The following is a 16,836-nucleotide window of genomic DNA, read 5'->3' as shown; positions in this document are numbered from 1 at the left end:
CCCGTTTTGGCTCGTGCTGGCTCGTTTTGGCTGTTTGCGCAAAGGACCGACATCATGCGACCGCTCACCGGACTGTTCATCCTTGTCACCTCGCTCGCTCTCGGGCCCTCGCTCGCGGGCGCAGCCGCACCCGCGGTCACGCCGCCGGCCTCCCATCCGCTGCTGGGCATCTGGGTCCTCAGCATCCCCCAGCTCGGCTGCTCCGAGACCTACCACTTCCGCGGCGACGGCACCACCCTGGTCAAGAGCGCCGACGAAGTGTCGGAAAGCGAATTCACGGTGGCCGACAAGCCCAGCGCCAAGGGCTTCTACAAGCTCGAAGACCGCATCGTGAAGGACAACGGCAAGCAGGACTGCTCGGGCGAGGTCATGCAGATCGGTACCCGCGCCACCAACTACCTGCGCTTCCACCCCTCGGGCGCGCGCTTCGTGATGTGCCGCGAGGAGTCGATGGAGGCTTGCATCGGACCTTTCGAAAGGATGCCGGCGCAGGGAATCTGATCTTCCGAAAAGTGGATGGCTGTGCCGCCAGGGTGTATATTGCTCGGCGCTTAGTCAATCATTAACGGAATCCTGATGTCCCCGGCACTCCTGTTCTGCATCCTCATCGCCTATTTCGCACTGCTGCTCGGCGTCGCCTGGGCGACCTCGCGCAACGCCAACAACGACAGCTTCTTCATCGGTAACAAGAGCAGCAACTGGATGCTGGTCGCCTTCGGCATGGTCGGCACCACGCTCTCGGGCGCCACCTTCATCAGCGTGCCGGGCGCGGTCGGCATCGACGCCTTCGGTTACGGCCAGGTGCTGATCGGCTACGTGTTCGGCTACATCGCCGTGGTCTACCTGCTGCTGCCGCTGTATTACCGCCTCAAGCTCACCTCGATCTACACCTACCTCGACGGCCGCCTGGGCCGCCGCGCCTACCAGAGCGGGGCCGGCTTCTTCATCCTGTCGCGGCTGTTCGGCGCCACCGCGCGGCTGTATCTGGTCGTGGCGGTCCTGCAGGGCATCATCCTCGACAGCCTGGGCGTGCCGTTCTGGCTCACGACCTTCATCATCCTCGGCATGATCCTGCTCTACACCTACCAGGGCGGCGTGAAAACCATCGTCTGGACCGACACCCTGCAGACCACCTGCATGCTGGGCGGCCTGTTCGCCTGCGTCTACTTCATGCTGGGCCAGCTCGACCTGAGCATTCCGCAGGCCCTGCAGCAGATGCACGAGCGCGGCCTGTCGCGCGTGTTCACCTTCGACCCCGACAGCCCGAACTTCTGGCTGAAGCAGATCGTGGCCGGCGCCTTCATCGTGCTGACCATGACCGGCATGGACCAGGAGATGATGCAGAAGACGATCTCGGTGAAGACATTGAAGGACTCGCAAAAGAACCTGCTGGCCCTGACCGCGGTGCTGGTCGTGGTGCTGTCCAGCTTCCTGTTCCTGGGCGGCCTGCTGTACCTGTACGCCCCGGTTGCCGGCGTGACCGCCACCGGCGACAAGATCTTTTCGACGGTGGTGATGGGCCATTTGCCGGCGGCGGTGCAGATCATCTTTTTGATCGCGCTGATCTCGGCCCTGTTCCCCAGCGCCGACGGCGCCATCACCGCGCTGACGTCCACCTTCTGCATCGACATTCTCGGCATCCAGCGCCGCCAGGACATGACGGAAGAGGCGAAGGGCCGCCTGCGCCGCCACGTGCACCTGGGCTTCGCGCTGCTGTTCCTGGTGATGGTGCTGTTCTTCAAATGGGTCGACAACCCGAGCATGATCGGGGTGATCCTGAAGCTGGCCAGCTACACCTATGGACCGCTGCTGGGCCTGTTCGCCTTCGGCATGATGACCACGCGCAGCCTGAACGACCGCCTGGTGCCGGTGGTGACCATCGGCGCGCCCATCCTCTGCGCACTGCTCGAATACAACCAGCATTACCTGCTCGGCAATTACCGTTTGGGTCTGGAGTTGCTTATGGTCAACGGCGCATTGGTATTTATCGGCTTGTACGCGATCTCGCGCCGGGCGACGATCAAGCCGGCCGTCGTCACGGCTTAACCTATAATTAATTACCGAAAACCGGAGCACATATGTCTTTCAAGCCCATGACTTCCTTGCGCCGCGGCTTTGGCGCGCTCTGGCGCGGCCTCGATGCCACCCGCCGGTTCGTGCTGAACCTGTTCTTCCTCATCATCCTGATCATGCTGCTGTGGGCCATGTTCGGCGGCGGCATCAAGCCGCTGGCGCCGAAGACGGCCCTGGTGCTCGACCTGAAGGGCGAGCTGGTCGAAGAGAAGGCCGGCAGCGTGCGCGATTCCGCCGTCGCGGCCCTGAGCGGCAATGCGCGCCGCACGATCCAGCTGCGCGACGTGCTGACCGCGCTGGACGCCGCCGCCAAGGATTCGAACATCAGCAGCGTCGTGCTGATGCTCGACGAGATGGATGGCGGCGGCCTGGCCTCGCTGCGCGAATTCGGCGCCGCCGTCGAGCGCGTGAAGGCGGCCGGCAAGACGGTCGTCGCCTGGGGCGGCACCTACGACCAGAAGCGCTACATGGTCGCCTCGCACGCCAGCGAGATCTACCTGCACCCGATGGGCATGGTGCTGATCGAAGGCTTCGGGCGCCACCGCAACTACTACCGCGACGCCCTCGACAAGGTCGGCGTGACGGTCAACCTGATGAAGGTCGGCACCTATAAATCCTTTGCCGAGCCCTACATCGGCAACGGCCCCTCGGACGCCGCGAAAGAAGCCGACGCCTACCTGTACAACGCGCTGTGGGCCAACTACACGGCCGAAGTCGAGAAGGCGCGCAAACTGCCGGCGGGCGCGATCGCCAAGGGCATCGAAGAACTGCCGCAGCGCATGGCGGCCGCCAACGGCAACGCCGGCAAGGTGGCGCTGGACTGGAAGCTGATCGACGGCCTCAAGACCCGCGACGAAGTGCGCGCCCTGATGGTCAAGCGCGGCGAAGCCGACGATGCCATCAAGAGCTTCCGCCAGGTGAGCTTCCAGGACTACGTCGACCGCAACCCGCCGAAGATGCTCGGCGATGCCGTCGGCGTGATCGTGGCGGCCGGCGACATCACCGAAGGCACGGGCGGTCCCGGCACCGTGGGCGGCATCTCGACCGCCAACATGATCCGCGCCGCGCGCGAAGACAAGCAGATCAAGGCCCTGGTCCTGCGCATCAACTCGCCGGGCGGCAGCGCCTACGGTTCGGAGCTGATCCGGCGCGAACTGGAACTGACCCGCAGCGCCGGCAAGCCGGTGGTGGTGTCGATGGGCGACGTCGCGGCTTCCGGCGGCTACTGGATCTCGATGGCGGCCGACGAGGTGATCGCCGACCCGAACACGGTCACCGGCTCGATCGGCGTGTTCGCGATCCTGCCGACCGCCGACAAGGTGGTCGACAAGCTGGGCATCCACACCGCCGGCGTGACCACCACCTGGCTGGCCGACGCCTACAATCCGCTGCGCCCGCTCGACCCGCGCTTCGGCCAGGTGATCCAGGCCAGCATCAACCACATCTACGACGAGTTCACCACCAAGGCCGCGATCGCGCGCCGCACCACGCCCGAGAAGATCGACGCCGTGGGGCAGGGCCGCGTGTGGACCGGCGGCCAGGCCAAGGAACGCGGCCTGGTCGACCGTCTCGGCAGCTACGGCGACGCGCTGCAGTCGGCCGCCAAGCGCGCCCATCTGGAAGGCGACTTCCGCGTCGCCTACACCGAGCGTCCGGACAGCCTGGCCGAGCGCATCCTGTCGCGCCTGGGCCTGTCGGATGCGCAGGCGCTGACGCTGCAGGTCAAGCTGGGTCTGCTGCCGGCGGACCTGGCCCTGGATGCGCTGCCGGCCGGTGCGGCGGCCGGCGTGGCCAAGGACCTGGGCTGGCTGTCGCAGGTGGCATCGCGCCGCCAGCCGTTCGCGGCGGTGACGCACTGCCTGTGCGAAATTCCATGACCCTCTTTACACTGGTTAATAGTTTGTAACGAGTTGTAGATCGGAGCAGGCTGAAACGACGGGCGCGGAGCCGATCCGCGCCCGTTTTCGTTTCTGCTTTTGTACGTTACGAAACATAAAGCAAGAGCGGTCCGTGCTAAATTCAAAAGTAAAACAGCAAAGGACCAGCATGAACCCGACCGTCACCCCCGACAAGGAAAAGACCACCACCCGACCCCAGCGCACACGCCGATCGCGCGTGATCGGTGCCATCGTCGCCATCCTCGTTATGGCCGGCCTCGGCTGGCTGGCCTGGCACTTGACGCACCAGCCGGCCGGCGGTCCAGGCGCGGGTGCCGGTGCCGGCGCAGGCAGGCAGGGCGGCCAGAGCGCAGGCTCTGGCGGCGGTGCGGGCCCGGGTCCCGGTGGCGGCGGACGCGGCGGGCGCGGCGGCATGAACGCCACCACGGTCGGCGTCGGCAAGGCCGAGCGCGCCGACATCCCGATCACGCTGGAAGCGCTGGGCACCGTGACCCCAGCCGCAGTGGCCACCGTGCGGCCCCAGGTCGGCGGCGTGCTGCAGAAGATCGTCTTCACCGAAGGCCAGCTGGTCAAGGAAGGCCAGGTGCTGGCGACCATCGACCCGCGTCCGGCGCAGATGAGCCTGCTGCAGGCCACCGGCCAGCGCCAGCGCGACGAAGCCCAGCTGGAAAGCGCGCGCGTGCTGCTGCAGCGCTACCGCACCCTGCTGGAACAGGATTCGATCGCGCGCCAGGACGTCGATACCCAGGCGGCCCTGGTCAAGCAGCTCGAAGGCGCGGTCACCACCGACAAGGCGGCCGAAGGCATCGCCCGCATCAACCTCGGCTACACCCAGGTGCGCGCGCCGATCTCGGGCCGCGTCGGCCTGCGCACCGTCGACATCGGTAACCTGGTCAACAGCGGCGACGCCAACGGCATCGCCGTGATCACGCAGATGTCGCCGATCGACGTCGAATTCGCCGTGCCCCAGGACCAGCTGCCGGCGTTGCAACAGCGCATCAACCAGAACGCCACCATGCAGGCCATCGCGATGGACCGCACGCGCACCCAGAACCTGGCCACCGGCCGCTTCTTCGCGATGGACAACCAGGTCGACACCCAGACCGGCACCGTGCGCGCCAAGGCCCGCTTCACCAATGACGGCGGCAAGCTCTTCCCGAGCCAGTTCGTGAACGTGCGCCTCGAGGTCGACACCATCAGGAACGCGGTGACGGTGCCGGTGACGGCGCTGCGCCACGGCGCCAACGGCGACTTCGTCTACGTGCTGAACCAGCAGAACAAGACCGTTGCGCTGACCAACGTGAAGCGCGGCCAGGCGAACGCCGAGCGCGTCCAGATCGTCGAGGGACTGCAGGGCGGCGAGACCGTGATCACCGAAGGCGCCGACCGCCTGAAGGACGGCGCCAAGGTCACGCTGCCGGGCGACCGTCCGGCGGGGGCGGGTGCACGCGGCCAGGCCGGTGCGCAGGGCGCGCAGGGTGGACAGGCGGGCCAGCAGGGCGAGCATCGCCAGCGCCGCCAGCAACAGCAAGGAAATGCGCAATGACGGCAGTCGTGGTGGCCTGCGGCTCTTACACGTCATTCCCGCGCAGGCGGGAATCCATGCTGAGCTACCGGATTCGAGACGCTGGATTCCCGCTTTCGCGGGAACGACGTGCTGTGCATGAGGTGACGCCATGAGCCCATCCGCCCCATTCATCCGCCGCCCGGTCGCCACCTCGCTGCTGATGCTGGCGATCGTGCTGGCCGGCCTGGTCGGCTACAAGTTCCTGCCGCTGTCGGCGCTGCCCCAGGTCGACTTCCCGACCATCCAGGTGCAGACCCTGTATCCGGGCGCCAGCCCCGAGGTCATGGCGCGCACCGTGACCGCGCCGCTGGAGCGCCAGTTCGGGCAGATGTCCGGCCTGTCGCGCATGAGTTCCACCAGCGCCGCCGGGGTCTCGGTCGTGACCCTGCAGTTCGGCCTGGGCCAGACCCTGGACGTGGCCGAGCAGGAAGTGCAGGCCGCGATCAACGCCGGCGGCTCGCTGCTGCCGACCGACCTGCCGGCGCCGCCGGTGTACGCCAAGGTCAACCCGGCCGACGCGCCGGTGCTGACCCTCGCCATCACTTCGGACACGATGCCGCTGACCGAGGTGCAGAACCTGGTCAACACGCGCCTGGCGCTGAAGATCAGCCAGGTCACCGGCGTCGGCCTGGTGACGCTGCAGGGCGGCCAGCGTCCGGCGGTGCGGATCCAGGCGAATACCGAGGCGCTCGCCGCGAACGGCTTAGGACTTGATACGCTGCGCACCGCCATCACGGCGGCCAATGCCAACAGCGCCAAGGGCAGCTTCGACGGCCCGGCACGCTCTTACACCATCAACGCCAACGACCAGCTGGTCACGGTGCCGGACTATACGAACCTGATCGTCGCCTACCGCAACGGCGCGCCGGTGCGCCTGGGCGACGTCGCCCGCGTGGTCGACAGCGCCGAGAACGTCAAGCTCGGCGCCTGGGCCAACATGAAGCCGGCGATCATCCTGAACGTGCAGCGCCAGCCGGGCGCCAACGTGATCGCCACCGTCGACGCCATCAAGGAGCGCCTGCCCGAGCTGCAGGCCAGCCTGCCGCCGACCCTGCGCGTGGACGTGCTGTCCGACCGCACCACCGGCATCCGCGCCTCGGTCGAGCACGTGCAGATCGAGCTGGTGCTGGCGGTGCTGCTGGTGGTGCTGGTGATCTTCGCCTTCCTGCACAGCATCCGCGCCACCGTGATCGCCAGCCTGGCCGTGCCCATTTCGCTGGTCGGCACCTTCGGCGTGATGTACCTGCTCGGCTACAGCCTGAACAACCTGTCCCTGATGGCGCTGACCATCGCCACCGGCTTCGTGGTCGACGATGCGATCGTCATGATCGAGAACATCGCGCGCTACATCGAAGAGGGCGAGAAGCCGATGGCGGCGGCCCTGAAGGGCGCGACCCAGATCGGCTTCACCATCATCTCGCTGACGGTGTCGCTGATCGCGGTGCTGATTCCGCTGCTGTTCATGGGCGACGTGGTGGGGCGTCTGTTCCGCGAATTCGCGGTGTCGCTGGCGATCACGATCCTGATTTCCGCCGTCGTGTCCTTGACCCTGGTGCCGATGATGTCGGCGCGCTGGCTGCGCCAGAACGACGAGTCGCACAACTCGCCTCATCACAGCTCATTCGCGCGCTGGTTCCAGGCCACTTTCGACAACACGATCGGCTATTACGACCGCTCGCTGAACTGGGTGCTGGAGCGCCAGGGCCTGACCCTGCTGGTGGCGCTGGCGACCCTGCTGCTGACGGCGCTGCTGTGGACCTTCATTCCGAAGTCGCTGTTCCCGACCCAGAACACGGGCCAGCTGCAGGCACGCGTGGAAGCGCGCCAGGCCATCTCCTACCAGGCGATGACGGAGATGCAGCAGGCCGCTGCGCGCGAGATCCTGGCCGATCCGGAGGTGGCCTCGCTCAGCTCGACGGTCGGCGTGGATGCCGCCAACAACACCATGCTCCACACCGGCACCATGCTGATCAACCTGAAGGAAGGGCGCGGCGACCAGGAAGAGCTGATGAACCGCCTGCGCGAGCGGGTCACGCGCAACGTCGCCGGCGTCAATCTCTACCTGCAGCCGACCCAGGATCTGACCATCGATGCCGAGAGCGGTCCGACCCAGTTCCGCCTGTCGATCGAAGGCGCGGACACCAAGACCGTGACCGAGTGGGCCAACAAGCTGGCTGACGCGATGTCGCACCGCAAGGAGCTCCGCAATGTGGTGACCGACGCCGGCGCCACCGGGGCCGCCGCCTTCGTCAACATCGACCGCGACAGCGCCTCGCGCCTGTCGGTGACCGCCTCGAACATCGACGATGCCCTGTACAGCGCCTTCGGCCAGCGCATCGTCTCGACCATCTTCACCGAAACCAACCAGTACCGCGTGATCCTGGAAGCCCAGCAGCCCGAGAACATGTCGCTCGACGCACTGGCCAACCTGCAGCTGCGCACCGGTTCCGGCCAGCCGACGCCCTTATCAAGCATTGCCTCGATCACCGAGCAGGCGGCACCGCTGCAGATCACCCACGTCGCCCAGTATCCCGCCACCACCATCGGCTTCGACACCGCCAACGGCGTGAAGCTGGGCACGGCCGTCAATGCGATCAAGGAAGTGGCGGAGGAGATCAAGCTGCCGTCCTCGGTGACCATGACCTTCCTCGGCGCGTCCGGCGCCTATCAGAACTCGCTGTCGAACCAGCTGTGGCTGATCCTGGCGGCGGTGGTCTGCGTCTACATCGTGCTGGGCGTGCTGTACGAGAGCTACATCCACCCGCTGACCATCCTCTCGACCCTGCCTTCGGCCGGCGTCGGCGCGCTGCTGGCGCTGATGGTGACCGGCCAGGGCCTGGGCGTGATCGGCATCATCGGCATCATCCTCCTGATCGGCATCGTGAAGAAGAACGCGATCATGATGATCGACTTCGCCATCGAGGCCGAGCGGGATGAGGGCAAGGACCCGCGCACCGCCATCCACCAGGCGGCGATGCTGCGCTTCCGTCCCATCATCATGACCACGCTGGCGGCGCTGTTCGCGGCGATCCCGCTGATGCTGGGCTGGGGCGAGGGCGCCGAGCTGCGCCGTCCGCTGGGTCTGGCCATCTTCGGCGGCCTGATCGTCAGCCAGATGCTGACCCTGTTCACCACGCCGGTGATCTACCTGGCCTTCGACCGCCTGGCGCGGCGCTGGGGCGGCGAGGGCCGGACGCAGTCCGGCGACAAGCCGCATGGCCCCGGTTCGGATGACGGCCCGGGTCCCGATGGCGGCCCGGACGGCGGCCATCCCGCGGCCCGGCCGGCGCAGCAGCAGCCGGCGCTGCTCACGCCGCAGCCGCAGACCACCGCCAAGCGCGTCGACGGTCCGCACGGAGCGGGTGCATGAACCTGTCCCAGCCTTTCGTCCGGCGCCCGATCGCCACCGTCCTGCTGACCATCGGCATCGCGCTGGCCGGCATCGCCGCCTTCTTCGTGCTGCCGGTCTCGCCGCTGCCGCAGGTGGACTTTCCGGCGGTGTCGGTGTCGGCCAACCTGCCGGGCGCCAGTCCGGACACGATGGCGTCCTCGGTGGCGACACCGCTGGAACGACGATTGGCCACCATTGCCGGCGTCAACGAGATCACCTCGAACAGCGGCAATGGCTCGACCCGCATCAACCTGCAGTTCGACCTGAACCGCCAGATCGACTCCGCCGCGCGCGAAGTGCAGGCGGCGATCAACGCCTCGCGCGCCGACCTGCCGGCCACGCTGAAGAGCAATCCGACCTACCGCAAGGCCAATCCTTCCGATTCACCGGTGATCATCCTCGCGCTCACGTCCAAAACGCGCAGCCCCGGCCAGATCTACGACGAAGTGTCGAACGTGGTCCAGCAGAAGCTGGCCCAGGTGCGCGGCGTCGGCGACGTCGAGATCGGCGGCGGCTCGCTGCCGGCCGTGCGGGTCGACCTGAATCCCTTCCAGATGAACCGCTATGGCCTGTCGAGCGAGGACGTGCGCGCCGCGATCCAGGCCTCGAACCCGAACCGTCCGAAAGGCGCGCTCGAAGGCAGCGGCATGCGCCTGCAGATCTATTCGCAGGCGAATACCCCGACCAATGGCCGCACCGCCGCCGATTACCGCGGCCTGGTGGTGGCCTGGCGCGACGGCGCCGCGATCCGCCTGCAGGACATCGCCGACGTCACCGACGGCGTCGAGAACATCAACACCCTGGGCCTGTTCAACGGCGAGCCGGCCGTGATCGTGCTGGTGACCAGCCAGCCGGGCGCCAACGTCATCGAGACCGTGGACGGCGTGCGCGCGCTGCTGCCGACCCTGCAGGCCCAGCTGCCGCAGGACGTCACCATGCAGGTGGCTTCGGACCGAACGAACTCGATCCGCGCTTCGCTGCACGAAATCGAACTGACCTTGATGATCTCGATCCTGCTGGTGGTGGCGGTGGTCAGCGTGTTCCTGCGCAGCGTGCGCGCCACGATCGTGCCGGCGGTGGCGACCGTGGTCTCGCTGCTGGGCACCTTCGGCGTGATGTACATGCTGGGCTTCTCGATGAACAACCTGTCGCTGATGGCGCTGACGGTGGCGACCGGCTTCGTGGTCGACGATGCCATCGTGGTGCTGGAAAACACCAGCCGCCACGTCGAGGCGGGCATGGATCGCATGAAGGCGGCGCTGCTGGGCGCCAGCGAGGTCGGCTTCACGGTGCTGTCGATCAGCCTGTCGCTGGTGGCGGTGTTCATTCCGCTGCTGTTCATGGGCGGGCAGGTGGGCCGCCTGTTCCGCGAGTTCGCGGTCACCCTGAGCGCGGCGGTGATGATCTCGCTGGTGATCTCGCTGACCACCACGCCGATGCTGTGTGCGATGCTGCTCAAGGAACACGACAAGGACGAGCAGGCGAATCAACTAAGGCGTCAGCCGGGCAAGCTGGCGCAATGGTCGGAGCGCGGCTTCAACCGCATCCTCAAAAGCTACGAACACGCGCTGGACTGGGCGCTGGACGCCAAGCCGCTGGTGATGCTGATCCTGGTGTTCGTGGTCGGCCTGAACGTCTATCTGTTCTCGGCCGCGCCGAAGGGCTTCTTCCCGCAGCAGGACACCGGCCAGATCAACGGCGGCATGCGCGCCGACCAGAGCATCTCCTTCCAGGCCATGCAGGGCAAGCTGCACCAGCTGGTCAACATCATCAAGAACGACCCGGCGGTCGATACCGTGGTCGGCTTCACCGGCGGCTCGCGCGCCGGCGGCGGCTTCATGTTCATGAACCTGAAGCCGGCCAGCGAGCGCGCGAAAGGGGAGAGCGGCCAGGCCGTGATCGCCAGGTTGCGGCCGAAGCTGGCGCGGGTCACCGGCGTGCAGCTGTTCCTGAACCCGGTGCAGGACCTGCGCATGGGCGGGCGCCAGAGCAACTCGACTTACCAGTACACGCTCAAGAGCGACAACCGCGCCGACCTGCGGGCCTGGGCCACCAAGCTGGCCGACGCCATGAAGCAGCAGAAGGCGCTGATCGACGTCGATACCGATCAGGCCGAGAACGGCGTCGAGACCTATGTCGAGATCGACAAGGAAAGCGCGGCGCGCCTGGGCATCAGCGCGAAGGACGTCGACAATGCGCTGTACAACGCCTTCGGCCAGCGCCAGGTGGCCAACATCTACGATGAGCTGAACCAGTACCACGTGATCATGGGCGTGGCGCAGAAGTATGCGCAGTCGCCGGAGTCGCTGAACGATGTGTACGTGCCGGCCAAGGCGGCGGCTGCTTCGGCTGGGGCGGGCAATGCCAATACCGGTGGCAGCGGCACGTCCAGCAGCAGCGTCACCGGCGCCAATACCGGCACCGCGGCGGCAGCCGGCACCGTGGGCGCGGGGGCCGGTTCTTCCACCGGTTCGAGCGGCGGCGGCACCCCGGCCGGCGCCACCAACCTGACCGCGGCGCGCGACCCGTCCAGCGGCTCCGCGCTGTCGACCGGCGCCACCACCATGGTGCCGCTGTCGGCGATTGCCAGGTTCGCCGAGCGCTCGACCCCGAGTTCGGTCAACCACCAGGACGGCGAGCTGTCGACCACGATTTCCTTCAACCTGAACCAGGGCTATTCGCTGTCCGACGGCCAGGCCGCGGTGCGCGATGCGGAAAACGCGATCGGCATGCCGGTCAACGTGCGCGGCAGCTTCCAGGGCCAGGCCAAGCAGGCGCAGGAATCGAGCCAGCAGCAGCCGCTGCTGATCCTGGCGGCCATCGTCGTCATCTACATCGTGCTGGGCGTCCTGTACGAGAGCCTGGTGCACCCGATCACGGTGCTGTCGACGCTGCCCTCGGCCGGCGTCGGCGCGGTGCTGGCGCTGCTGATGTTCCACATGGAGTTCTCGATCATCGCGCTGATCGGCGTCTTCCTCCTGATCGGCATCGTCAAGAAGAACGCGATCCTGATCATCGACTTCGCGCTCGAAGCGGAGCGCGCGCGCGGGCTGTCCGCTACCGAGGCGGTGCGCGAAGCCTGCCTGCTGCGCTTCCGCCCGATCCTGATGACGACCCTCGCCGCCGCTCTGGGCGCGCTGCCGCTGGCGATCGGCTTCGGCGAGGGCTCCGAGCTGCGCCAGCCGCTGGGCATCGCCATTATCGGCGGCCTGGTCGCCAGCCAGCTGCTGACGCTGCTGACCACGCCGGTGGTCTACGTCTACATGGACAAGCTGCGCACCGTCAAGCCGGACGAGCACGAGCTGGCGCGCCACCCCCACGAACAAGAAGCTTCCATTTCCCACTCATGACCATGCCTATGCCTTCCACCCTGCGTCCTTCCTTGATTGCCCTGGCTGCCGCCGCCATGCTCGCCGGCTGCGCCGTCGGCCCGGCCTACCAGCGCCCGAGCGCGCCGGAACCGGCCAGCTACAAGGAACTGCAGGGATGGGTGCCGGCTGCGCCCGCCGATGCGCTGGAACGTGGGCCGTGGTGGACGCTGTTCGGCGACCCGCAGCTCAACGAGCTGGCGGCCAGCGTCGAGGTCTCGAACCAGAACGTGGCGGCGGCGGTGGCAGCCTATACGCAGGCGCGCGCGCTGGTGACCGAGCAGCGCGCCTCGCTGTTCCCGTCGGTGACCCTGAACGGTTCTGGCACGCGTTCCGGCACCCGCGGCGGCGGCAGCGGCAACGCCACCGTGGACCCGAACGGCAATATCATCGGCGGCGGCAGCGGCGGGGGCAGCGTGAGGAACGCCTACCGCCTGTCGCTGGGCACCAGCTGGGAGCCGGACGTGTGGGGCCGCCTGCGTGCCGGCGTCACCGCCGCCAGCGCCAGCGCCCAGGCCAGCGCCGCCGATCTCGCATCGGCGCGGCTGTCGGCGCAGGGCGAACTCGCTTCGAACTACCTGCAGCTGCGCGCCGTCGACGCCCAGCGCGCGCTGCTGGCGACCACCATCGCCGGCTACCAGCGCGAGCTGAGGATCCAGCAGAACCGCTACAACGTCGGCATCATTCCGCACTCCGACGTCTACCAGGCCGAGACCCAGCTGGCGAATGCGCAGAGCGACGACCTGACGCTGGTACGCCAGCGCGCCCAGCTCGAACACGCGATCGCGATCCTGGTCGGCAAGACCCCGGCCGACTTCGCGATCGCGCCAATCCCTCAAGGGCAGGCGCAGTTCGCCTTCTTTGTGCCCGAGGTGCCGGTGGGCGTGCCCTCGACCCTGCTGCAGCGCCGTCCGGACATCGCCGCCGCCGAGCGCCGCGTGGCCGCCGCCAACGAACAGATCGGCATCGCGCGCTCGGCCTACTTCCCGAGCATCGGCCTGAGCGGATCGCTGGGCAGCTCGGCCAGCCGGGTCGGCGACCTGTTCAACGCGTCGAGCGCGGCCTGGTCCTTCGGCCTGTCCGCGGCCCAGACCCTGTTCGACGCCGGCGCCACCCGCGCCCGCGTGGCAGGCGCCCGCGCCGCGCACGAGGAAGCGGTGGCGCGCTACCGCCAGACCGTGCTGGATGCCTTCGCCGACGTCGAAGACCAGCTGGCCGCCACCCACGTGCTGTCGCAGCAGCAGGAACTGCAGCGCCGCGCCTCGGAGGCTGCCGACAAGGTCGAACAGCAGGTGCTGAACCGCTATAACGCCGGGCAGGTGAGCTACACGGAAGTGGTGCAGGCCCAGATCACGGCCCTGAACGCGCGCCGCGCCCTGGTCACGACCCAGTCGACGCGCCAGACCACGGCGGTGGCGCTGGTGCAGGCCCTGGGCGGCGGCTGGCATGCCGAATGACCTGCATCAAACCGGGGTCAGACACCGGTTTTTGGAAAGGGCCGGGTGGCAAATTTGTGAATTTGGTGAATTTGGGGTCAGAGCCCTTTTTTGGGAAAGATCCCTGGAGCAGGAGTGTGTTGCGCAATGCGTCGCTCGCCACGAAGAAGCGTGCGCGGCGTCCAAAAATATTCTATAAAGCCATTGCTACTAGAAGTGCTCTGACCCAAACTTGACCCAAGAATGCGCTCTGCTCCCGATCTTTTCAGTCAACTCTCGCTGCCGGGCAACGACTCGGCTGCCGGTGCCGTGCTCTACATTGCGGGCACGATCTGCCTGACGGCCTGGATGCGCCGTGTCGAGTTCAGGCAGGGCGGCAGGGCGGCCGGTGTCGCCACGCTCGACCTGCTGAGCAGCATCAGCCTGGCGTTACCGGCACTGGCTTACTGGAATGTGCAGCTTGGCGCCAGGCTCGGCGATGGGCTGCTGCGGCTTCTGTTTGTGCTCGGGGTGCTCGGGCTGTTCGGTTTCGTTTCTGCCGATGCACGTACGGCGATGCGCAATCCACGCCTGGCGCTGCGCCAGCGCCGCATCGTCGCTTCCATCGGCGCTGCCGGGGTGCTGTTGCCGTCCACGCTGGAGGTGTGGTGGGGCAGCTCGGCGCTGATGCATGTGTACGCGCCGTCCTGAGCGGCCAGGCGAAGACCGCAATCTGTGGCAGATCGGGACGCATCTTCGTTGTGGCGGTGGCGCTATGCGCCGGGCCGGCGCCGGCAGCGCATGCGGAAGCCTGCTCCGGCATCTGGGCCGCGCAGGCATCGCCGCCAACCGGCCGCGGGACCTGGACCAGCTGCGCTTGGCAAGCGGTGGGGAAGCGCGCTCGGTTGCAGTGCCCGGTAGCTATTGCCCAAAACCGGGCTCTGACCCCGGTTTGACTCGACTCAACTCAGCGGCTTGCGCTGCGCCCAGCGGGCGGCGAGCACCGCGCACACCATCAGCTGGATCTGGTGGAACAGCATCACCGGCAGAATCACCATGCCCAGCGCGCTCGGCGCGAACAGGACCTTGGCCATCGGCACCCCGCTGGCGAGGCTTTTCTTCGAACCGCAGAACACGATGGTGATTTCGTCCTCGCGCGAGAAGCCGAGGCGGCGGCTGATCAAGGTGGCCAGGCCGAGGGCAATCGCCAGCAGCACGCAGCACAGCAGGCCCAGGCTCAGCAGGGAAGACAGCGACAGCTTGTGCCACAGGCCTTCGTTGACGGATTCGCTGAAGGCCGTGTAGACCACCAGCAGGATCGAGCCCTGGTCGACGATCTTCAGCATCGGCTTGTGGCGGTCGACCCAGGCCCCGATCCAGGGGCGCAGGAACTGGCCGGCCAGGAAGGGCAGCAGCAGCTGCTCGACGATGGACAGCACCGCATCCAGCGGCGAGCCGCCCGGTACCGAGGCCCCCTGCACGATCAGCATGCCCACCAGCAGCGGCGTGACGAAGATGCCGACGAAGTTCGAGGCCGAGGCGCTGCACACGGCCGCCGCCACGTTCCCGCGCGCCATCGAGGTGAAGGCGATCGAGGATTGCACGGTCGAGGGCAGGGTGCACAGGAACAGGATGCCGACGTACAGCTCGGGCGGCAGCACGCCGCTGACGACCGGCTTCATCGCCAGGCCCAGCAGCGGGAACATCACGAAGGTCGAGGCCAGCACCACCAGGTGCAGGCGCCAGTTGGTCAGTCCCGACAGCATGGCTTCGCGCGACAGCTTGGCACCATGCAGGAAGAACAGCAGGCCGATCGCCGCCACGGTTACCTTGCCCAGCACCTGGGCGGTCTGGCCCTGGCAGGGCAGCACGCTGGCCAGGGCCACGGTGCACAGCAGCCAGGCGGTAAAGGCATCGGGGATGAGGCGGCGAAGCGGCGCGGAAATGCGGGAGAGGAAGGACATGTCGGCTGTTCGGAATCGCAGAAGGTCAACCGTCTATTCTAGTCCTTTGCGGACGCGCCCGCCGGATGTCGAGATTTCTTACAATTGCGTATCGATAATGGATGAGATGTAAATATAAGCGCTTGATTGCGAACGCAATATTTATTGTGGTATGGAACTTGCAATGCTGCTAGGGCAATCCTTACAATAATCCCCTGCCGAGAGAGAGAGACGCCACATGAAAACCCTGACCCGTGCAAGCCTTGCCGTGCTGTCCGTGTTCACCCTGGGGGCCAGTGCCCAGGCCGCCGAAATCGTTGTCACCCCCGCCGACCTCGGACCGGGCCTGAACAAGTGGCATCTCGATAACTACCGGGACACGAGCACCGGCTACAGTTCGACCACCACCGCCGCGATTACCGATACCAAGCCGCGCAGCGGCAACGGGTCCGTCGAGATGTCGCTGACCGACGGCAGCGGCAAGGCCGACTACGTCTACACCTGGGGCTACGTGCCGGGCCGCACGCTCGGCAACCTGAGCGCCCTGAGCTACGACTGGCAGCGCGCAAGCGGCGGCACGGCCGGCCAGCACCTGATGCCGGCATTCCGCCTGTTCTACGATGCCGACGGCAACGTCGGCACCACGAACGACACCGGCTACCTGATATTCGAGCAGGTCTACAACCCGCCGGGCAACAACGGTCCGGTGACGACCGATGCCTGGGTGACCAGCGACATCCTCGGCGCCAATTTCTGGATGCGCCAGTTCACGCCGGGCAATACCGTCGAAAGCTACGACAACACCCTGGCCGAATGGGCCGCTGGCGCCCACCCGAGCGCGGTCGCCGACCTGCTGAGCGCCGACACCGCCATCCTCGGCATCGAGTTCGGCATCGGCTCCGGCTGGAACGGCAGCTTCCAGGGTTTCGTCGACAACGTGACCTACCGCTTCGGCAGCGGCGACGTCACCACCTTCAACTTCGAAACCGAAGCTGCCGACGTGCCCGAACCGGCCAGCCTGGCGCTGATCACCCTGGGCCTGCTGGGCGTGGCAGCGCGCCGCCGCAAGGACCAAACCATGTAAAGACGCTGTGAACCAACGGGGTGAGTATGTGTGAGAAATCTATTTCCAGTCATCACCAGGAAATATATACTGCCCACTTGCTTTTTATTCACCCTGG

10 protein-coding genes are annotated in these 16,836 nt (G+C 66.9%); 9 read left to right on the top strand and 1 reads right to left on the bottom strand.

Annotation, left to right across the window (positions count from 1 at the left end):
• Positions 1-54 precede the first annotated feature (54 nt).
• From NX782_RS21320 to NX782_RS21285, 8 genes are all read left to right on the top strand, one after another.
• A complete protein-coding gene (locus tag NX782_RS21320) occupies positions 55-501 on the top strand; it encodes a hypothetical protein (RefSeq protein ID WP_258847502.1) in 447 nt (148 codons plus the stop codon).
• A gap of 75 nt (positions 502-576) precedes the next feature.
• Entirely contained in the window at positions 577-2,046 is a 1,470-nt protein-coding gene (locus NX782_RS21315; RefSeq protein ID WP_258847501.1) for a sodium:solute symporter, read from the top strand.
• Positions 2,047-2,078: 32 nt separating this feature from the next.
• A complete protein-coding gene (gene sppA, locus NX782_RS21310; RefSeq protein ID WP_258847500.1) occupies positions 2,079-3,950 on the top strand; it encodes a signal peptide peptidase SppA in 1,872 nt (623 codons plus the stop codon).
• Between the two features lie 169 nt (positions 3,951-4,119).
• Complete coding sequence (locus NX782_RS21305) at positions 4,120-5,517, top strand: efflux RND transporter periplasmic adaptor subunit (RefSeq protein ID WP_258847499.1); 1,398 nt, start codon at positions 4,120-4,122, stop codon at positions 5,515-5,517.
• A gap of 130 nt (positions 5,518-5,647) precedes the next feature.
• Positions 5,648-8,908 (top strand): efflux RND transporter permease subunit, encoded by a 3,261-nt coding sequence (locus NX782_RS21300; protein ID WP_308633062.1) that lies wholly within the window; start codon positions 5,648-5,650, stop codon positions 8,906-8,908.
• A complete protein-coding gene (locus NX782_RS21295; protein WP_258847498.1) occupies positions 8,905-12,279 on the top strand; it encodes an efflux RND transporter permease subunit in 3,375 nt (1,124 codons plus the stop codon). Before NX782_RS21300 ends, NX782_RS21295 begins: the two co-directional genes overlap by 4 nt.
• An 8-nt stretch (positions 12,280-12,287) precedes the next feature.
• On the top strand, positions 12,288-13,754 hold the full coding sequence (locus NX782_RS21290; protein ID WP_258847497.1) for an efflux transporter outer membrane subunit: 1,467 nt from the start codon (positions 12,288-12,290) through the stop codon (positions 13,752-13,754).
• 288 nt (positions 13,755-14,042) lie between these two features.
• Positions 14,043-14,423 carry a hypothetical protein gene (locus tag NX782_RS21285; protein WP_258847496.1) on the top strand — a complete coding sequence of 127 codons (381 nt, stop codon included), beginning with the start codon at positions 14,043-14,045 and terminating at the stop codon, positions 14,421-14,423.
• 251 nt (positions 14,424-14,674) lie between these two features.
• On the opposite strand, the gene NX782_RS21280 is transcribed toward NX782_RS21285, so the two are convergent.
• The gene (locus tag NX782_RS21280; protein ID WP_308633061.1) at positions 14,675-15,676 is read right to left on the bottom strand and encodes a bile acid:sodium symporter family protein; all 1,002 of its coding nucleotides are present in this window, start codon (positions 15,674-15,676) and stop codon (positions 14,675-14,677) included.
• 217 nt (positions 15,677-15,893) lie between these two features.
• Between NX782_RS21280 and NX782_RS21275 the strand changes: the two genes are divergently transcribed.
• Complete coding sequence (locus NX782_RS21275; RefSeq protein WP_258847495.1) at positions 15,894-16,739, top strand: PEP-CTERM sorting domain-containing protein; 846 nt, start codon at positions 15,894-15,896, stop codon at positions 16,737-16,739.
• Positions 16,740-16,836: the final 97 nt, after the last annotated feature.

The organism is Massilia norwichensis (assembly GCF_024753245.1).
GTDB lineage: Bacteria > Pseudomonadota > Gammaproteobacteria > Burkholderiales > Burkholderiaceae_D > Telluria > Telluria norwichensis.
The sequence above is the reverse complement of the archived record's forward strand: the minus strand, read 5'-3'. Positions and strand labels throughout refer to the sequence as shown.